The 19,246-nt window shown below is 59.7% G+C and carries 22 protein-coding genes; 12 read left to right on the top strand and 10 right to left on the bottom strand.

Annotation, left to right across the window (positions count from 1 at the left end):
* Window positions 1–13 precede the first annotated feature (13 nt).
* From IU397_RS02155 to IU397_RS02130, 6 genes are read right to left on the bottom strand one after another with little or no spacing between them, the layout of a single operon-like run.
* A complete protein-coding gene (locus tag IU397_RS02155; RefSeq protein ID WP_204410165.1) occupies window positions 14–343 on the bottom strand; it encodes a hypothetical protein in 330 nt (109 codons plus the stop codon).
* Window positions 344–346: 3 nt separating this feature from the next.
* Window positions 347–697 carry a cupin domain-containing protein gene (locus IU397_RS02150; RefSeq protein WP_204410162.1) on the bottom strand — a complete coding sequence of 117 codons (351 nt, stop codon included), beginning with the start codon at window positions 695–697 and terminating at the stop codon, window positions 347–349.
* A 1-nt stretch (window position 698) separates the two neighbouring features.
* Window positions 699–1,232, bottom strand: a complete 534-nt coding sequence (locus tag IU397_RS02145; protein WP_204410160.1) for a hypothetical protein — start codon at window positions 1,230–1,232, stop codon at window positions 699–701.
* The gene (locus tag IU397_RS02140; RefSeq protein WP_204410158.1) at window positions 1,229–2,794 is read right to left on the bottom strand and encodes an ABC transporter ATP-binding protein; all 1,566 of its coding nucleotides are present in this window, start codon (window positions 2,792–2,794) and stop codon (window positions 1,229–1,231) included. The genes IU397_RS02145 and IU397_RS02140 overlap by 4 nt, the downstream gene beginning before the upstream one ends.
* A complete protein-coding gene (locus tag IU397_RS02135) occupies window positions 2,791–3,612 on the bottom strand; it encodes an ABC transporter permease (protein WP_204410155.1) in 822 nt (273 codons plus the stop codon). Before IU397_RS02135 ends, IU397_RS02140 begins: the two co-directional genes overlap by 4 nt.
* Window positions 3,609–4,553 (bottom strand): ABC transporter permease, encoded by a 945-nt coding sequence (locus IU397_RS02130; protein WP_204410153.1) that lies wholly within the window; start codon window positions 4,551–4,553, stop codon window positions 3,609–3,611. The genes IU397_RS02135 and IU397_RS02130 overlap by 4 nt, the downstream gene beginning before the upstream one ends.
* Window positions 4,554–4,869: 316 nt before the next feature.
* Between IU397_RS02130 and IU397_RS02125 the strand changes: the two genes are divergently transcribed.
* The 3 genes from IU397_RS02125 (at window position 4,870) to IU397_RS02115 (ending at window position 7,252) form a co-directional block, all read left to right on the top strand.
* Window positions 4,870–5,043, top strand: coding sequence for a hypothetical protein (locus tag IU397_RS02125; RefSeq protein WP_204410151.1), 174 nt, complete (start codon window positions 4,870–4,872; stop codon window positions 5,041–5,043).
* 58 nt (window positions 5,044–5,101) lie between these two features.
* The gene (locus IU397_RS02120) at window positions 5,102–5,929 is read left to right on the top strand and encodes a hypothetical protein (protein WP_204410149.1); all 828 of its coding nucleotides are present in this window, start codon (window positions 5,102–5,104) and stop codon (window positions 5,927–5,929) included.
* Window positions 5,930–6,046: 117 nt separating this feature from the next.
* Window positions 6,047–7,252, top strand: a complete 1,206-nt coding sequence (locus IU397_RS02115) for an aminopeptidase P family protein (protein WP_204410147.1) — start codon at window positions 6,047–6,049, stop codon at window positions 7,250–7,252.
* Between the two features lie 516 nt (window positions 7,253–7,768).
* Here IU397_RS02115 and IU397_RS02110 read toward each other — a convergent pair.
* Window positions 7,769–8,332: a hypothetical protein gene (locus IU397_RS02110; protein WP_204410144.1), complete on the bottom strand. Its 564-nt coding sequence runs from the start codon at window positions 8,330–8,332 to the stop codon at window positions 7,769–7,771.
* A gap of 346 nt (window positions 8,333–8,678) precedes the next feature.
* On the opposite strand from IU397_RS02110, the gene IU397_RS02105 reads away from it, so the two are divergent.
* Window positions 8,679–9,149, top strand: a complete 471-nt coding sequence (locus IU397_RS02105; RefSeq protein ID WP_204410142.1) for a hypothetical protein — start codon at window positions 8,679–8,681, stop codon at window positions 9,147–9,149.
* 60 nt (window positions 9,150–9,209) lie between these two features.
* Here IU397_RS02105 and IU397_RS02100 read toward each other — a convergent pair whose 3' ends face one another.
* On the bottom strand, window positions 9,210–10,685 hold the full coding sequence (locus IU397_RS02100; RefSeq protein ID WP_204410140.1) for an ABC transporter substrate-binding protein: 1,476 nt from the start codon (window positions 10,683–10,685) through the stop codon (window positions 9,210–9,212).
* A gap of 122 nt (window positions 10,686–10,807) precedes the next feature.
* Between IU397_RS02100 and IU397_RS02095 the strand changes: the two genes are divergently transcribed.
* Window positions 10,808–11,794, top strand: a complete 987-nt coding sequence (locus IU397_RS02095) for a sterol desaturase family protein (RefSeq protein WP_204410137.1) — start codon at window positions 10,808–10,810, stop codon at window positions 11,792–11,794.
* Between the two features lie 88 nt (window positions 11,795–11,882).
* On the opposite strand, the gene IU397_RS23770 is transcribed toward IU397_RS02095, so the two are convergent.
* Window positions 11,883–12,161: a hypothetical protein gene (locus IU397_RS23770; protein WP_370541600.1), complete on the bottom strand. Its 279-nt coding sequence runs from the start codon at window positions 12,159–12,161 to the stop codon at window positions 11,883–11,885.
* Between the two features lie 46 nt (window positions 12,162–12,207).
* Window positions 12,208–12,579: a hypothetical protein gene (locus tag IU397_RS02090; protein ID WP_204410135.1), complete on the bottom strand. Its 372-nt coding sequence runs from the start codon at window positions 12,577–12,579 to the stop codon at window positions 12,208–12,210.
* Between IU397_RS02090 and IU397_RS02085 the strand changes: the two genes are divergently transcribed.
* The 7 genes from IU397_RS02085 (at window position 12,559) to IU397_RS02055 (ending at window position 19,240) form a co-directional block, all read left to right on the top strand.
* Window positions 12,559–13,635, top strand: coding sequence for a hypothetical protein (locus tag IU397_RS02085; RefSeq protein WP_204410133.1), 1,077 nt, complete (start codon window positions 12,559–12,561; stop codon window positions 13,633–13,635). The two genes, IU397_RS02090 and IU397_RS02085, sit on opposite strands and share 21 nt — an antisense overlap.
* Window positions 13,636–13,738: 103 nt before the next feature.
* Entirely contained in the window at window positions 13,739–13,951 is a 213-nt protein-coding gene (locus IU397_RS02080) for a hypothetical protein (RefSeq protein WP_204410130.1), read from the top strand.
* Window positions 13,944–15,077, top strand: a complete 1,134-nt coding sequence (locus tag IU397_RS02075) for a hypothetical protein (RefSeq protein WP_204410128.1) — start codon at window positions 13,944–13,946, stop codon at window positions 15,075–15,077. The genes IU397_RS02080 and IU397_RS02075 overlap by 8 nt, the downstream gene beginning before the upstream one ends.
* A gap of 12 nt (window positions 15,078–15,089) precedes the next feature.
* Entirely contained in the window at window positions 15,090–17,018 is a 1,929-nt protein-coding gene (locus IU397_RS02070) for an ATP-binding protein (protein WP_204410125.1), read from the top strand.
* The gene (locus IU397_RS02065; protein ID WP_204410123.1) at window positions 17,015–17,641 is read left to right on the top strand and encodes a hypothetical protein; all 627 of its coding nucleotides are present in this window, start codon (window positions 17,015–17,017) and stop codon (window positions 17,639–17,641) included. The genes IU397_RS02070 and IU397_RS02065 overlap by 4 nt, the downstream gene beginning before the upstream one ends.
* Window positions 17,638–18,972 carry a DUF6638 family protein gene (locus IU397_RS02060; RefSeq protein WP_204410120.1) on the top strand — a complete coding sequence of 445 codons (1,335 nt, stop codon included), beginning with the start codon at window positions 17,638–17,640 and terminating at the stop codon, window positions 18,970–18,972. The genes IU397_RS02065 and IU397_RS02060 overlap by 4 nt, the downstream gene beginning before the upstream one ends.
* 4 nt (window positions 18,973–18,976) lie before the next feature.
* Window positions 18,977–19,240: a hypothetical protein gene (locus IU397_RS02055; protein ID WP_239479532.1), complete on the top strand. Its 264-nt coding sequence runs from the start codon at window positions 18,977–18,979 to the stop codon at window positions 19,238–19,240.
* Window positions 19,241–19,246 lie beyond the last annotated feature (6 nt).

Raw genomic sequence — 19,246 nt, 5'->3', positions numbered from 1 at the left:
ACGCCCAACGCTGTCAGCCCGGCACATGCACATGACCCCTCCAGAAGCCCAGATCCGACAATTGCTCTGTCCCGCCCAAGGGGCGATCACCCTGTGCCACAGCGCCCGGCAGGATCAAAACCACGGTGGTTCGCAGGCCCAACTCCTCCTCGATCTTCTCAACCAAGTCGTCTTCGAAATGATGGGACAGGCGGGGGCGAGGATCGGCCCGGCAGATGACCGAGATATGGTCCATATCCAACGCGGCCCCCTCACGCAGTTGGCAATGGAGGAGGTGTTCAAAAACCATCTGCTGGGTCTCGAACACGCCACACAGCACTCGGATATCGGCTGCAATCCGCATCCGTTAAATCCGCGGCTTGGGTGCGGCTGTTTCGGCATCTCCCGTATTGGGCGTCCCGGCGGGTTCGATCAGCAGTACCTTGGCCTCTCGCTCCGCACGCGGGCGATGGCGGACGCCCTTGGGCACGACGAACAATTCGCCGGGACCCAGAACATGGGTCTGATCCTCGACATCAAGCGTGACCTCGCCTTCGATCACCAGAAAGAAGTCATCCGTATCCGGGTGGTCATGGAACGGGAAATCCCCTTGGAATTTGACCACCATAATATCGTTGCCATTGTAATCGGCCACGATGCGCGGGCTCCAATGCTCATCGAATGTCGCCAGCTTCTCGGCCAGATTAACCTTGCCCATGTTACCGTCCCCCATCGTTTTTCCGCGCGCGCTGCACTGTCAGCCCCATGAAGATCAGTGCGATGATCAGCCCGACCCCGCCTCCCAGATAGCTGGCATTGTGCATGAGGGCCACCCGGCCAAATCGGACGGGCTCTGTCAGTGGGAAGATCTCCGCCCAGGTGGCGGCGCGATCCGGCGTAACCGTCGCATAAGCCAATCCCAACCCAAAGATCGCCGCCATCGCAGCCGTTCCCATCGCGATCATGATCGCCGTCACTCCGGCGCGCCAATAGGTGCGTCGGTTTGGGATGAAAAGCCCCAGCCCAAAGACCGGAAGACCGATCACGAGCCCCATCCACCAACTGGCAAGGATCCCGACCAGGGCCACGCCCAGTCGGATCGGCAGGCCCGGATCGATCTGAAATTGCTGGAACTTCAGTACGGTGAAGTATTCCGGCCCAACCGTGTAAGAGACCTGATCGTGCAGCGCCCCAAAGACCGCCCCGGCCAGACAGGCCATGACGAGAAGACCCAGAAAGACAAGCGACCTCATGCGGCAGCCTCCGGCAACTTGGGCGCTGCTGCCAACAGGGCTCGGGTGTAGCTGTGCTGCGGATCGGCAAAGACGCGTTCGGTGGGCCCTTCTTCGACGATCTTGCCAGCGGCCATCACCAAGACGCGGTCCGTGATCGCCCGGACGACGGTCAGGTCGTGGCTGATGAACAGATAGCTGAGCTTCAACTGGCCTTGTAGATCGGCCAGCAGGTCCAGCACCTGGGCACGGACACTGACATCCAGGGCCGATACGGCCTCATCCAGCACGATCAGATCAGGGCGGGTGATCAGGGCACGGGCGATGGCGATGCGCTGGCGCTGCCCGCCCGAGAAAGCATGGGGGAACTTATCTGCATCTTGCGGGCTCAACCCGACAGAGGTCAGCGCCTCGGCGATCCGCGCCTCGAGACCGGTGGGCGATCCTTGCAAGTGGAATGGTTCTGTCAGGATGCGGCGGACCCGGTGGCGCGGGTTAAAGCTGCCATAGGGATCCTGAAAGACGACCTGCATCCGCCCCCTCACGTCAGGCGGCATGTCAGGAGAGATCGATTGGCCGTCCAACTGGATTTTACCGCCCTGAAGCGGTTCCAACCCAAGGATGGCGCGGGTCAGGGTGGACTTTCCGCACCCCGATCCACCCACCAACCCCAGGCTCTCCCCCCGATGCAAGCTGAAGCTGACATCAGAGACGGCTTCCAGCGCATCAGGCTTGGCGAATAAATGCGGGCGGGGCAGCCGGTAGGTCCGCGTTGCGTTCTGGATGGTCAATAGCGGTTGCGGTGCGGCCTGGATCTGCCGCTGCGGCTGATGGCGCGACGCGGCGAAGAGCGCACGCGTATAAGGGTGTTGCATCCGCGCAAAGAGTTGGGCGGTGGGCCCATGTTCCACGACCGCACCGTCCTTCATCACCGCAACCTCATCGGCCAGCCCAGCGACCACAGCCAGATCGTGGGTGATGAAGAGCATCGCCATACCCTCCTCCGTCACGATCTGTTTGAGCAGGTCGAGGATCTGGGCCTGGGTCGTGACATCCAGCGCCGTCGTCGGCTCATCCGCGATCAACAGCTTGGGGTGCAACGCGATGGCGAGTGCGATGCAGACCCGTTGCCGCTGCCCGCCCGAAAGTTCATGTGGATAGCGGTCAAGCGGGATTTGGGCCAGCCCAACGCGCGCCAGCAGATCCCTGGCCCGCGCGGCGCCCTCCGCCCGGCTGCCGCCATGGATCGTGACCGTCTCGGCGATTTGGAAGCCGATGGTCTGAACCGGGTTCAGCGCGGTCATCGGCTCCTGAAAGATCATCGAGACGTCGCACCCCCGCCGGTCGCACATCTGCGCTTCGGTCAAGGTGGTCAGATCGTCGCCGTCCAGGCTGACGGTCCCGTCACAGATTGATCCGCCGGGCAGCAATTGCATCACCGCAAGCGCCGTCATCGACTTGCCCGACCCACTTTCCCCGACGAGGCCAAGGATCTGACCCGGCGCGATATCCAACGAAACGTCTTTTAGGATCGGCGTTTCGCCAATCCGCAGGTTCAAGCCCTGTGCTTGCAGCCCGCTCATTGCACCGTCTTCCGCAACCGGGGATCCAACGCATCGCGCAACCCGTCACCCATCAGGTTCAGGCCCAGCACCATCAGCACAATGGCCAACCCCGGCAACACGGCGACCCGTGGCGTGCCATAGAAAAACGTCTGCGCATCGGCCAGCATCCGGCCCCAGCTTGGCGTCGGCGGCTGGGTGCCCAGGCCGACATAGCTCAACCCTGCTTCAGCCAAAATACCAAGGCTGAACTGAATGGTCCCCTGCACGATCAACAGGTTGGCGATGTTCGGCAGGATATGCTCGGCCGAGATCCGAGCCCCGCGCTTGCCAGCCACCCGAGCCGCCAGAACGAATTCCCGCGTCCACAGGCTCAGCGCGGCACCCCGCGCCACCCGCGCAAAAACCGGTATGTTGAAGATGCCTATAGCGATGATCGCATTGATCGCAGAGGGGCCAAAGACTGCGGTGATCAGGATCGCGATTACAAGGGACGGGAAGGCAAAGATCACGTCATTGCCGCGCATCACGATCTCGTCCGTCAGACTGCCGCGCGTGGCCGCCGCCCACAGGCCCAACGGCACGCCCAACGTGATCCCGATACCGACCGCGACCAGGGCGACGGCGATGGAGGTACGTGCGCCCACCATCAGCATCGACACCATGTCGCGCCCCAGATGATCGGTCCCCAGCAGATAATCCGGCCCGGGCGACTGCAACTTGGCCGCGATAGCCAACTGCGTCACATCATAGGGCGTCCAGATGAACGAAACAGCCGCTGCCAGCATCACAGCGCCGGTCAGCAGGACACCCAACCACAGCTGTACCCCAGCCCTCATCTGCGGCGTAGCCTTGGATCGACCGCGGCATAGGCAATGTCTACCAGAAAGGTCACGGTGATCACGGCAAAGACCAGCAGCATCGTCACGCTTTCCACCACAATCAGATCGCGCTGGGTGATGCCCTGAAAGATCAGCCGCCCAAGGCCAGGCAGGAAAAATACGTTTTCGATGATGATCGCGCCCGCCAGCAGGAACGAAAATTGCAACCCGATTATCGTCAGCACCGGGATCAGCGCGTTGCGCAAACCGTGGCGGCAGATCGCCTGCCCCTCGCTCAGCCCCTTGGCACGGGCGGTCCGCATGTAATCCTGGCCCAAGGTCTCGATCAGTGCTGACCGCATGACCCGCGCCAGAATCGATGCCTGGGGCAAAGCCAACGCGATGGCCGGTAGGGTCAGCGCTGTCATACCTGCCCAGAAACCAGCCTCCCACCCGGGAAAACCGCCTGCGGGGACCAGTTGCAAGGTGATCGCGAATAACAAGACCAGCAGCATGGCGAACCAGAAATTCGGCACTGCAATGCCCAACTGCGTAAAACCCATGATACCGTAATCCACCGGCCTACCGCGCCGCGCCGCCGACAGGATGCCGATGGGCAAGGCGATCACTGTCGACAGGATCAACGCATAGCCCGCCAACGGGACCGACACCCAAATCCGCTGTAAAATCAGCTCACTGACGGGCACGCGATACGTGTAGCTGGTCCCGAAATCGCCTTGGACCATGCCACCGATCCAGCCCAGATAGCGGCTGACCACCGATCCGGACAGACCCAATTCGGCCCGCAACGCTGCCACCGTTTCGGGTGAGGCATTCAGCCCCAACATGAAAGCCGCCGGGTCCCCTGGCACGACCTCCACCAGCGCAAAGATCACCACGCTGGCCGCGACCAGCGACAGAACCAAGGACAGCAAACGCGAGGCGGCATAGCGGATCATGGCGGCAGGCTACGGCGCAATCGACGTAGGGGAAACCAGAATTCCGCCCGACTCGCGCCGTTTGGCCGGGTTGGGTTTACCCGACCACCGACCGGGCGCCGCGCGCGCCACGTTTTTGTGAACTGAAGGGAAAAGCCCATGCGGATCCTCGTTGCGATCCTGATCTGGTTTGTGTCGGTTATCGCAGGACCGGCCCAAACCAGCCCACCTATGTCCGCGCTTCATGACCGATTTACCCAGCTTGAAACCACGGCAGATCGCGATGCCTTTCGCATGATCTTGCCGTGCCGCCACGGGCGGTGGCAATGCCGCCCTGTTGTGCGGAATAGACGGGGTCATTCGCGCCATCGAGGTTGTGGTGCGCGAAGGGCTGCCCCTGGCGACGACACGGGGCCATCTGGGCAACAATGCCGTCTTTGGACCAATCGATGCCGATGCGTTTGCTGATGGGGATGACAAGACGCAGGCGGCCCTGCTGCAGGTGCTTTAGGATGGGCCCTTCCACCAGTTGATCGAGGATATCGTGACACCGCTTGATGGGGGCTCAGATGTCTGGAAGCTGCCCCTATGCACCGATCGGCATGTATACAGACCTGTCGCGGATCCGTACCGATCTGGACGGCGACGGCGCGCTGCACGATCCCGTTACGCCCTTGCGCGGTATGCTCAACGTTATGCTGGAGGCCAAAAAGGACGCCCCCACCATCTTCCTCTTCGACCACGCCGACGGCTATTGGCGGCAGATATACCTGAACGCAACGCTGGCACCGCTCAGCCTGCTTCAGGCGTTTGATCATGGTGAGACGCGCGATACCCTGCGGGATCTGATCCTGATCGAACAGAGTAATCCCGGGAACTGGGAGCGGTGGTCCGTGCGCGACGGCATGTCGATTGCCGCCCTGCTATCGGTCAGGTGGCCACTGATCAATGACCGCGAACATGCCTATATGATCCAACATCTTGAGGTGAACCCGGATTTAGGTCGCAGGATATGGCATGCCGCCAGTGCCGAGACCGATGATAATCTGAAATGGATGGCTGGTCCCAGCCAGAGCAGCCTGTTCAGCGATCGGCTGGGGACCCGCTTCGCACCCGATGCCGATCTGGCTAAACGCTGGTTGGCCGCGCTGGATAATGCGGAGGCTGAGATGGCGTGGCAAAAGCTGATCCCGCTACGTTATTACAGCACGGGTCCGGTGATCGGGATCAACCTGGCCAGCTATCTGCAGCACCAAAAGCGTCTGGATATCGTGATGATCCTGACAACCCGGGACCTGCTGCCGCACCTGGAAGACGGAACCGTGCTGAGCCGGGCGAAAATCAGGGAAATCAGCGACTTGGCCCCCATTCTGCTCTCCCTGGATCTGTTTCGTTAGTGACTTGCGCCCGGGCCGGGACCGCGCCACTTTATGCCCAGGGCGGGGGCCGTGGCGCGGTCTTTCACTGGGCCTGACCTGTTCTGAACGCCGGGACATCTTTCGGAGGTTTGGACCATGGAACGTCCTGCATATTTCAGGTTTCACAACGGCGACAAAGCCGCCCTGCCCTTTGCCGCCGCTGAATACGATGCGCGGTTGGCGGGTCTGCGGCAGATCATGGCGGACAAGAGGGTGGGAGCGGTTCTGCTGACCTCGATGCACAATGTCGCCTACTATTCCGGGTTTCTCTATTGTGCTTTCGGGCGGCCCTATGGGCTGGTCGTAACCCCTTCGAACTGCGTGACAATTGCCGCAGGGATCGATGCGGGCCAGCCCTGGCGGCGGAGCCACGGTGACGCACTGACCTATACGGACTGGCGGCGGGGCAATTACTGGCGGGCCGTCGCCTCGGTCACCGGCACGGGGGCGGTTCTGGGGGTCGAAGCGGACCATATAACCCTGGCGGTGGAACAGGCCTTGCAAGCCCATCTGTCACCTCGCGAAGTCGTTGATATCGCACCGGAAACCATGGGCCAACGGATGCGCAAATCTGAAGGCGAGATCGCCCTGATCCGCGACGGTGCACGGATCGCCGATATCGGCGGCTACGCCATCCGCGACGCCATCAAGGACGGCGCGCGCGAATGTGATGTGGCAGCGGCGGGACGCAATGCAATGGAAGAGGAGATCGCGCGCACCTTTCCCGAGGCCGAGTATCGCGACACCTGGGTCTGGTTCCAATCGGGGTTGAATACGGATGGGGCGCATAACCCCGTCACAGCCCGCATTTTGCGGCGTGGGGATATCCTGTCGCTTAACACATTTCCAATGATTTCAGGCTATTACACTGCGCTGGAGCGCACGCTGTTCGTGGGTGATGTTGACCCTGACAGCCTGAAGATCTGGCAGGCCAATGTGGCGACCCATGAATATGGGATGTCCCTTTTGCGCCCTGGCAGCAGTTGCACCGATATTACACACAAGATCAATGACTTCCTGGCGGAGCGAAACCTGCTGCAATACCGCACGTTCGGCTATGGCCACTCCTTTGGGGTCCTGTCCCATTACTATGGCCGCGAGGCAGGGCTGGAGCTGCGCGAGGATATCGATACGGTGCTGGAACCCGGCATGGTGATCTCGATGGAGCCGATGCTGACCATTCCGCAAGGCCAGCCGGGCGCCGGCGGCTACCGCGAACATGACATTCTGATCATCACCGAAACGGGCGCCGAAGACATCACCGCTTACCCCTATGGCCCCGAATTCAACGTCGTCGAGTAGCCTCCCACACTGGATGCAGAACCCATACACAAAGCATACATATCCCATACATACGCGCCGCGCGGTGGATCAGTCAGCTCGGCAACGGTTGGTGTGCCTCGCAACTATGCTTTATCGTCGGAACGAGGCAGGTCCCGTTCGGGGATCGTTTAGTTCTCACCCGAAATCGATGAAGAGACATCATTGAATCAAGCATTATGCACGGGATTTCCACACCATTTGCGCATGACCCATTATGAAACGAGATCACCGCGTTCCAATTCGGAGGTCCGTCTATTCCCTCTGCCAGATCGAGGGCGAGGTAATGGTAGCCAAAGGGGTCCCCACCCTCGCACCCCTTTTCAAACAGAAGCGTCGCGTCACGTGAGTCGTGGGGAACCGGAATGCTCGCGCGGTACATATGGCCAAGACCAGTACAGCCGGTCGGGTCACCAGATCGACATCGCCGTTCAAAATCCAACATCGCTGCCTCCGGAGACCGCAAAGGCCTGTTAAATATCGTCATGAACAGACAGGTCATCTCGTTTTTTCAGAGCAACCATGCCGTGCCAAGTCGACGCTTGCGAAGGGTTTGTCTGCTGTAATCCGAGAGCGGTCTGCCAGCATTGATCGGTTTGGCCGCCTTTGCAGGCGGTGGACAGGAAGCTGAGTTTTTTGTTGTTGGTCTTCGGTGAGGCGGGCGACGTGGATATAGATTTCGCGGGGGAAGAGGTCGCAGAGTTTGGCGTCGAGGGCGGCGCGGCCGGTCTCGTCTAGAGCGATAACGGGTTTGAGAGCGAGGACAGCGGCGAAAACGCCAATGCTGCCGGTGAGGGCGAGGCTCGTGCCGGTAGCGGTGGTGACGGCCAGAAGCTTGTGGAGGCAGAGTTTGGTGAAGCCTTTGATAAACCAAGATGACAGGCAATGGGCACAGGCCCAGCTGTCTTTATGGGCACTTTCAAGATAGAGAGCCAAGTCCGCCTTGGCATCGTCGCTGAGATGTTTAGCACCCGTGGCAATGGAGAAACAAAAGGCGCTGGCCGCGCCTATGGCCCAAATCGCGTTGCGCCAGCTTTCAAATAAGGCCAGCATGTCTTTCATGGCGCAGGCACAATCAGGCCAATCAATATCCCAACGATGGGTCAAATCGACCAACCGGGCAACGATTATGGACAGTGCGGTCGTGCGCGCCTTTGGGGGGTATTGTGGCGGGGATGTGATTTAGTAGGCTGGGGCCGTTGTGATCTTGTGTCAGGCCAGCTGTCGCCAGATCCGCAAAAATCGCTGTGGTGCCCGGTCGTTAAGGCCGCGGGGGCTGCTGCATATCAATTGTGAACGCCGCGCGACACCGGCTGAGATGCGCCCCGCAATTCACCCAGTTTGGTGATAATTTGAACGAATGAGATGGGTAAACCTAATCGTAGATTTGTTAGGTCAGAGGTGCCCCATGAAACCCATTTTCTTCATCGCTGCGGCCTGTTGTCTTGCCGCCCCTGCCATTGCTGAGCCGGGCGAGATCGAGACGGTCCTGCTGGCCGCAATCGCCACGGATGATGGCGCTGAGCGGGCCATGATCAAACCAAGGCGTCGCCCCGCCATTCGTATGGCGCCGGGCGAGGAAAAGATGCTGGACGCCTTCAATACCGGCCCAGAAACGCGGCGTATCCAGATGCAGGCTGGGGAAGAGCTGATGTTGGCAGCCTTTCAGACGGGCGCGGCACAACCCAAGATCCGCATGGCTGCGGGGGAAGAACTGATGCTGGCCGCGTTTGAGACCGGTGAGGCGCCCGCCCGCATCGTGATGGCCCTTGGTGAGGAGCTGATGTTGGAGGCGTTCAATACGGGCCAAGCCGTGCGCGAGATCACGATGGCGCCTGGCGAGGATCAAATGCTCGCAGCGTTCAATACCGGGGAATAACGTTCCCGCCGCTATGATTGCAGAGCGGGGCTGCACATCGCGGCCCGGCCTGGCTGCGGATCAGTCCGACCAGCTGACCCCGGTCAGATCATTGGCTTGCGTGGGCGCGTTTTCCCACAGGCCGTTGATCTTGGCATTGGCAACACCGGTCTTGGCGAGCTGAAAGAGGTAGCCGTTGACGTAATCATCGGCGATCTTCTGTTGCGCCTCCTGCAGAATGCTGGTCCGCTGATCCAGGTCGGTCGTCACGTTCAGCTTTTCCATCAGCCCCTGAAATTCAGCATCGTCATACTGGAAATAGTAATCGGGGCGAGCATAGATGTTGATGTCCGCGGGCTCGGTATGACTGACGATGGTCAGGTCGAAATCTTTGCCTCGAAAGACCTGTTCCAGCCATTGAGCCCATTCCAGGTTGGTGATCTCTGTCTCGATCCCGACATTGCGCAGCTGGGATGCGATGATCTCTCCCCCGCGGCGGGCATAGGGCGGTGGCGGAAGGGCGAGGCGAAGTTTCAGGTCGGTGGCGCCAGCCTCTGTCAGTAGCGATTTGGCGAGTTCAGGATCGAAGGCCGACCCGTCCGTCAGGTCGACATAATCCGGGTTGTGCGGAGCAAAATGGGTGCCAATGGGCGTGCCATAGCCATTCATAGCGCCATCGATGATTTCCTGCCGGTTAATGGCGTGACTGATGGCCTTGCGTACCCTCAAGTCGGCCAACTGGCCGGAAAGGTTGTTCATCGACAAGATCGTCTCCCCCTCTGTCGAGCCGATGATGACGCTGAATTGCGGATTGGCCTCAAACTGGGCCAGGGTTTCCGGCGCGGGGAAGTTGGGGAAGGCATCGACATCACCGGCCATCAAAGCGGCGAAAGCTGCATTGGGATCGGAGATGAACTTGAATGTGGCGCTGGCCAGGGCCGGAGCCTCCCCCCAATAGTCGGGGTTGCGTGCAATCTCGACCCGGTCGCCCTGGACCCAATTGGCAAAGGTAAAGGGGCCGGTGCCCACGGGCGCTGTCGCTGCGGTTTCCGCTGATTCAGGCGCCAGGATCACGGCATCCCCCCAGGCCATCTTGAACGGGAAGTTGCCATCCGGGGCAGCAAGCGTCACACGGACCGTCAATGGATCGACAACGCTGACCTCGGCGATGCCTTCGAACAGGGCTTTCTGGGCATTGGTGCTGTCTTCGGCCCGGGCCCGGTCGAGCGAAAACTGGACATCCTCGGCATCCATTGAAGTGCCATCATGGAAGGTGACGCCTTCGCGCAAGGTGAATGTGTAGACGGTGCCATCGGCGCTGATCTCCCAGCTTTCGGCGAGACCCGGTTGGATCGAGCCATCTGGGCCAAAGCGGGTCAGACCTTCGAAGATGTTGGCATAGACCACCTCATCGATGGCCGCAGCCGCACCCCCGGTCGGATCGAGATTTGGCGGCTCAAGCGCCATACCGATCGTGATCGTATCATTTGCAGCCCAAGCGGCACTGGCCAATGTCACCGCAAACGCGGTTGTGGCCAAAAGGGGTCTGATCTGCATCTTGGGTCCTCCACCTAAACGTGCGCAGATATTGCCGTGAACCGCGGGGCGGGTCCACCCATCGTTTGGCCGCTTGACACATCGATTTCGCGTTTGGCTAAGTGCGAGCGGGAGGAAAGCCCATGCGGGATGATGCATTTGGGACGCGCGACAGTCGGGGATATTGGAAGCCGCACAAGGCGATCGGCTATCCGCCGGTCTTCGAATGGCCGTTCAGAATGCGACGGTTCGTGGCGTGGCTGCCCAGTTATTTCGCACCGTGGAACCTGTTTTACGCCGCCCTGGCCGCGGCTTTCTGGTTCTGGCTGACGCCGCCGATCGAGGATTTACGAACGCTCCGCCCGGATTGGATCGGATGGTTGTTCCTGCGCAATGCGGCGCTTGTCGCGGTGTTTTACGGCGCGTGGCACGTAAGGATGTACATCCTGCGCGCGCAAGGAACAGCATTCAAGTTCAATGCCAACTGGCCGGACCAGTCGCATAAAACGTTCCTGTTTGGACGACAAACACCAGATAACATGGTTTGGACCTTTGCCAGCGCGGTGCCGATCTGGACAGCCTATGAGGTGCTGATCCTGTGGGCCTTTGCCAATGGCCATGTTCCTTGGCTGGCCTGGTCGGAGAACCCGGTCTGGTTTGTCGCCCTGTTGGTTCTGATCCCAATGATCCGGGACATCCACTTTTACGCCATTCACCGTCTCATCCATGTCGAGCCGCTATATAGATGGATCCACAGCCTGCATCACAGGAACATTAATCCAGGGCCGTGGTCGGGGCTGTCGATGCATCCGGCGGAACATGTCTTGTATTTCTCGGGCGCATTGCTCCATCTGGTCCTGCCGTCGCACCCCGTCCATGCGGTGTTTCATCTACTGCATGCGGGTTTGAGCCCGGCGCAAGGGCATGTGGGTTTTGACAGGGTCGTGATGGGCGCCGACAGGGCGATGAACACCCATAGTTATGCCCACTACCTGCATCACCGGTATTTCCACTGTAACTATGCGGACGGGGTGGTGCCGCTGGATGACTGGATGGGCACGTTCCACGACGGCACCGACGCGGCCCAGGCAAAGATGATGGCGCGGATCCGTCATGGGGGTGCGGGTTAGGGTTCCGATATCGTTGGGCCCTACGCCTTTGTCACGATCCGGCTACCGGGGATGTTCCGGTCTTTAAGCAGCTTGATCCTTGCTTTTTCTATGGAAAGGTCATGACAGTGTCGCCGTCGACCAAGTCATCTATGCTGACCCATTCATCGGGTGGATGAGCAAAATCCAGGATACCGGAACCACGGGCGATGTGACCCTTCGTTTCGATCTCAGCCCACCAGATATCGCGATGGCCACCGCAGATACATTCTTTGTCCGATGGTTCAGGGATGATGACATGCTGCACGCGATCCAGGCTGAAATACCCCTTTTCGGCCAGGTAGGCGACGGCGCCAAAACCGCCCGGTTCTTCATCTGCGACTGCAATGATCTCAATTGCGCCTTGATGATCGGGGCCTGTCGCGACGAACGCCTCAGCCGCGCCCTGACGTTCCTACCTTGGATGAGCGGTGCTTTCGGCAGCCCCCCCCTTCGGCGCGGAACATTTCAGCCGCGAAACCAGCCTTGCCCAGCCGTTCGGCGACATCGCTGCAAATCTCGCGGTAATTCAGACCAGGGGGATGGAGCGTTGTGTTGCGTATTAAATCTTTCTTAAGCGCAACTAATTCGACGCGACGCGCCCGCACGCCATCTGTCAGTCTTTCTTCCGTCACAGTCTCCATGATAGCGTTTTGTAGAATTGTTTCGAAATTACGAGTGCATGGGATGTAATTGAAATAAACATCACCATATACGGGATGTTCACGAATAGTTGAGGAGATCAGATGTCGAATTTTGATGCGCAAATCCGCGAAAGCCAGGCCCAGGTGAAAGAGGCAAAGTCCAAAATCGCAGATATTGCTGGCCGCATCGACACTGCTCGACAAAAAATAGATACGGGCGCCGACATTTCTATCGATATCGAAAACGCCACGCTGGACGATGTGCACAGCCATACCGAAGTGATGAACGCCAACATTGCCGAGCTGATCATGGGCCTGGATGATGTAACCGCTGGGTTTTCCAAAGATTTTGACGAGATGCGAAACCTGACCGGCATGGAAAAACTGATCAGGATCTTTGCCCGTGGCAAGGCAGAATCGATGCGGCAGGAGCGGATGCGCACCGCCTCTATCGATGACAAGCTGCAGGATCTGATCAGCAAATCGGACACGATTGTGGAACTGCTGCAAGGCCAGCTTGAGGTGCTGAATACCGAAAAAGACAAGGTCGAGGCGAACTTGTCCGACACCCTGGCAGAACGGGAATCCACCGTAGGCACGCTGGAGCAGAACCGTACCAAGATCGCCGATATGGACCCCAAGATCATTGAGTTAGAGAATAGGATCAGCGTCGAACAGGATGCCGCGGCGCGCACCATGCTGGAAACCGAATTGGCCGCGCTGAACACCGTCTATAATGAACTGGTGCAGGACGAACAGGTTCAACTGGCCAAATCCCAGACGCTGGAACGCTATATCGAAAAGGGCAAAACCTGGGTCGACAGCCTGCAAAACCAGGCCGCGACCCAGATGGTTCTGATCAACAAGTTGCAGACAGATACCAAGCAGCGGGTCGTTCTGTATGATGCATTGTCAAAGTCGCTGAAGACAGCACAGCAGCAGGATGTGGCGCACCGCATCAACGAGATCGGCGTGCAGACCGACAAGGAGGCGCAGGCCGCCATGGCCGCCATCGGGACCGCCACCAACGACCGAATGGCCGACATGATGGAAAGCCACGAAGACCACATGGTCTTTGCCCGCAAGGTGTTGGAGCAGAAACAAAAAGCCGATGAGCGTTTTGCCCGCCGGTTCACTGCCATCGTCGAAAAGCACGACAAGAACGTCTACGGCGCATGATCCAAGCAAGGTGTGTGTGGGCAAAAGGTTCGACAGTGGTCGAATTTGCGGGGAGGTTTTGTCCGATCGGTAGCGTGCGGGGCGGGCTTCCGGGACCGTGCACGTGACCCGCATACGGGCAAACTGGATCGCGATCTTGTGCCTGTGCGGGGGATTGCTGGCTTTCCGCGGGGTCTACTGGATGCTCGGCCTTGCGGCGACGACGCCGTGGATCACACCGCTCACCTGGATATCCGGCATCTTGATGGCTGCAGCCGTTCTAGTCATGCTTTTGTGGCGGGAGCATCGCGCGATGGACAAGGACAGAGATGACTGATCTGACCCGTTCCCATGCTGGGCTGACCGATACCTTTGCCGCCCGCCGGTACTTTGCCAAGTTCGAGGCCATCACCGGGCATCTGGGCCGTGTGGCGACGGTCATGCAGGGCGAGAACAGCCTGACGCGGACGGAGGTCGACATTCTGGGCCGCTACATCCGCGGCTTGTCAGAGACCTTTAAGGCCCTGAGCATGAAATACCTGCTGACAGGGCGGGAAACCGGCGGCCCGCTCGGCAGCTTATCCTTTGACACGGTCGAAAGCGGATTTCCGGTCTATCAAGAGGTCCTGACGCTCGCGAATGACGCCCAGCAGGCGGGGCGGCACCTGGCGGCGGTGCCGCCCATCAAGGCATTGAAAGACGAGATGATCCGTCAGATCCTCGGCGATTTGTCTGTCCCAACCAAGTTGCAATTCGCGCTCTCCCAACGGCTCTATTACGAAACGCTTGCAGTTGACGCTAGCAAGGACCTGTTCTGGGCGCAGAACGATCCCGTCGCGCTGTGGCAAAGGCAGGTTGGAGCCGATCGCAACCAATTCCTGATCCACTGGGCCGTCTATGACAGCCAAGTTAACCTTCCCACAATTTACTTAATGGAGGTTGAAGATGTCGGTCGTCTTTGGTTGACCAAGGATCAAAGCCGTTGGCCCGCCGCCCAGGCGCATCTAATGGCACAATCCCTGGCCGGGCTGAAACTTGTGACAATCGCCCGCGGTTTCGATCAGGATTTCAACGACCTGCACCCAAAACGTCTGCGCCGGTTCCATGTGGGGCCGATGTATTCGTCGGCCTTCACTCGCCAATCCGGCCCGTTGCGTGAGGTGCTGGAAGAAGCGCGTGCCCCCCGGGGTCAGGACTGGGCGCTGGCCTGGACCTCCGAAGAACTGATCTCGGAACGGGTTGAATTGCAGCCCGAAGGCTGGTTCGGCCATGTCGAGCGCCAGATCTACGCACTGGACCCGTTCTCGGGCAAAGGCGCCGAAACAGGGGCCACCCGCACGGAACGCGCCATCATCCTGCCCGAACGTCCCTATCAGGAACTGGCCGAGCGCAATCCGCCCGGTTTTCACGCCGTCCGCAAATTCGTCGTCCACCCGACCGGGCGCGTGCTGAGCTATCGTTAAGGAAAGACCTCGATGACCCTATCCGCCAACCAGATGGAGCTGCGCGAAGACGACATTCAGGCCCATTATGACGCCGCGATGGCCATGCTTGACGGGCTGGACCATACACCCCGGCTGGCCCGCGGGGCGAAGGCACCAGCGGCGGAACGCTCCAGCGGCATTGGCACCAGGCGGCGGTTCCGATCCACCACGCCCGGGCTGGTCACCCGCTCCACCGCGCGGCCCGAAGGCGTGCATCTCCTGGGCCGGATCGAGGCACTTGGGGACGATCCCCTGATCTCCCCCGCCCAGGCCACGTTACTACGCGTCCTGCGCCGGGCGCTGGCCATCGGGCTGGCTTTGGCCGAAGCCTATAGCGACGCGACGGGGCTGGCCGCGCTGAAGAAAACCAATTTTCGCGGCGCTTTGGGCGACGACAAGCGCACCCTTTTCACCGAACAATTGGTAGCAGAGGCGCTGATCGCGCTTCACGGCTTCGCCAATGCCCTGTCCTTCCTCCTCGCCGATCAGGCAAGTGAGACCACAGTGGAAATTGGCGAGGTCGAAGAAGTGCTGACGGACAACGCCCCTCTCGCCCTACATGGCGCGCTGTGGGAGTTGGACCAGGACATCGCGCAACATAGCACCGACACCGCCCATCTGATTGCGACCGTCCTGGCCTATGCCGAGCAACTGATGGAAAAGGTCAGCCTGCGCGCCCAGACCGCCCCCCAGCTAGACGCGTTCACCCAGGCCGCCTACCGCATCGACGCTGACGACCTGACGATCCAAGGCTTCACCCCCGCCAGTCGCGCGACGGGCCAGACCCTGACCATGCAATTCAAGAAACCGCATGAAGTCGTGGGCAACCACATCGCCAAATACCAGGCACAGCGCTTGGCCAAGATGCTGATGGCCTATGATTTTGACCGGCGGCTGAACCCCTTCGCCGATCTGGGAGGGTTCATCTTCACCTTCATGGGCGACGGCGCGCCGGGGACGGGGAAGACCACCCTGATCCAGATGATGGCCGGGCTGATCCACGACTATTGCCAGATCGCGGGCTATCCCTTCCGCTACCAGAACCTGAGCACCGAGAATATCGACAGCTACCAGGGCAAATCGGGCCAGAATGCCAAGGCTTTCATCAATACGGTGATCGATCCCAGCGTGATTGGCTTTGGCACCGTCGATGACATCGACCAACTTGCGGGCAAACGCGGCGACCGGCAATCCAGCGCGGGCCAGTTAGAGATCACCGCCGTCCTGATGGAGAGCTTCGCCGGGGCCAACACGGTTATCCGCGGGAACTGCACTTTCGGCATGTTCTCGAATTACCCTGAGAACGTGGATGACGCCTTGCGCCAGCGGGCGGGCGCGCGCTTTCTGGTGGACGGGCCGCAAACGCGAGAGGATTATATCGATATCCTCTCCCTGTTGATGGGCCGCAGCCACGATATCCCGGTGGGCACGCATGAGCTATTCGCAGCGCAAGAGATCAAATCCGCCGTCACCGCCAGCTTCGCATCCCATAATCGCCCGCAAGAGGACGGGCTGCTGAAGGTCTTCGATCAGGTCCACAGCGATGTCGGCGCGCTGGATACGGTCGCGAAGCTGGGCACATATCTCAAAGCTATCCAAGAGGCAGACGAACGGTTCACCGGCCGCGCGATCAAGAACATCACCGATGCGGTGAAGGTCCGCGCCATGGACTTTGAGTTGCCCGATGAATGGATGGAAGAACCCGAACTGTTCCTCTTCCAACCCTATGACCGTAAGCGCGCGATGATCGAAGAGCTGCGCCAACCCATCACGACCGAGATGGTAATCCAGGAGATCAACCGCTACGCCGACAGTGAATTCCGCTACGCAGACAAATCCGACGAAGTCGCCATCGAGGACGCCGTCCGCGACATGGCAAGGATGGAAGAGGCCCGGCGGCGGTATGGGGACAGTCAGTGACGCTACTTGAATTCTCGGAACTTGTTAGAAATTTGGGCCTACCCACTGCAGCAGGGGTAGGTGCTTATACAGCTTGGCGAGGTCTCAAGACTTGGAAACGTGAATACGTTTTTAAGGCGGATTTTGATTTATCGCGGCGCCTGTTGGTGAGTTTGCAACACTATCGAAGTGCCATTGAGGGTGTGCGCCGCCCGGGCGTTTACAGTTACGAGACCCAACCAAGTAAAGATGAAACTGACCCAGTCGACCCGGATCAAAAGCTCTATATTGGACTCGAAAGAGCTTATGTGCGTCGGTGGGACGAGGTCGCACGAACCCGGACCGACCTAGCCGCACTGATAACTGAATCGCGTGGTTTATGGGGCGATGGCTTCAGCGAGTTGTTTGTTGAAATTAAGAAGTTAGAAAATGAGCTTAGCCGATGTCTTCGTCACTTCCTTGCGGCTCAGGATCCCAGAAAGGAAACCGAGGCTCGTCGCATTCACAATCAGCTTCTCAAAGAAAACCGCAAGATCATGGATGATGCGTTCGACACTAACGATCCATTCCAAGAAGATTTTCTGAGAGCATTAGAACCAGTTGAAAAATATCTCGGAGACAAACTGGGGCGGGTGCGCCCATGAAACGTCTTATCACCCTTGGTTTGATGTTTGGGAACCTCGTCGAGGTGTCATCTCCGGCTTTGATTGCGCGGTACAACCGGGCGTTGGAGAAGCTGACGGGCAAGCGGACGGAATTGCCGGACTTTCATGTGGATATCTCGGGCTTCTCGCCTGAGATCGGGCATGAATTGGGGGATGACCTGTATCTCAACCACAATGGCTGCAACCGGCAGTTTATCCTCCTGACGACCGAGCAGAAGACCGCGCCGCTGCTCAACGCGCAATTCTCCATGTCCCGCGACATCCTGCGGCGGTTTATCGTGGAGAATGAGGCGCAACTTTTTGCCCTGACGGCGCGGGATGCCGTGATGGGCGAGCTTGAGAACTCGGTCTTCGATGTCGCCTCCCCCGCCCAACTGCTGGATATTCGCAAGATTACGATCCATGCCGACACGCCCGAGGCCCATGTGGCCGATGCCAGCGCGCTGGAAACCCGGATCAGACGGTTCCACGACGAACCAGACGCCTGGTTCGACGACGTGCTGATTGCGGAAATGATCGAACTGGCCAAGAAAACCGGCGACGTCACCCGCAACCCCATCGTCCTGACCGAGCCGACCTTCACCGAAGAGGCATTTTGGGCCGCGCACCATGGCGGCATGTATGTCTTCCACGACACCGACCCGAAAACCGTGATCGCTGTCGACCCCAGCCGCACAGGCGACCTACCCTATCACACCATCGCGCTCAGCGACCATGCGGCGCTGGCCACGTTCCTGCAGGACAATGACCTGGCCGAACAAGTGGTGACGGTAAAGGGACTCGATTCCGCGGCCATCCTGCGCCAGAAGATGGATTTCATCGCCGTCGATACGGCCACAAACCTGGGCCACGACCTGCCCAATGATGACCGCCGCGCCCTACGCAAGCTGCTGCAAAAGGTGCGGCCGGACTTGCCGGACGCCTATGAGGGGCTGAACGATCTGCTGAAATGGGCTGAGGATGACGGGCCCTGGCCGCGCATCGGATCAGACCATGCCGCCTATTTCTACGCCCTGCGCGCCACGAACGGGCCGCAGCGTGATCTGGTCAATCAGCTTCTGGCCGAGTGCGCCCCACTGGATGTCCGGCAACTGTTTATCTGCCACAAGCAACTGTTCTACCAGCTTTATGCGGATTGGCCCGACGCCAAGAAAACCTTTGTCGCCGACTACCTGGCGCGCGAATATCAGATCGACAAAACGGGCGCACGCGAGGCACTGTTCGGCCCCGGCGACCCGCCGATGGAAACGCCTCCACCCGAACCGGTCACCCGCCGGGTCGGACCCTGGGGCGCCATGGTACGGAGGTAGTTTGATGGCTGTTTTACGGGTTTTGCTGATTGCCGGGATCTTTTTGACGGTAGTCTACGTTATCCTGTCACTCTATGCGCGCGCCACCTGCCGCAGCCGCCTGGCCCGCACATGGGATGCCGAACAGGGCCCGGGAGACCGCGACACCTTTATCGCCGAGGGGTTGGAAGAGTATGATCAGTCCCTTAGGAAGAAACTGCTGCTTGGGGTCTATGTCGTGCCCGTCGTGACGGTGGCGACCATAATGTATCTGACGAACTACGCCTGAGGAGAA

The organism is Actibacterium sp. 188UL27-1 (genome assembly GCF_016901225.1).
GTDB lineage: Bacteria > Pseudomonadota > Alphaproteobacteria > Rhodobacterales > Rhodobacteraceae > 188UL27-1.
This window is presented reverse-complemented; position numbering and strand designations above follow the sequence as displayed.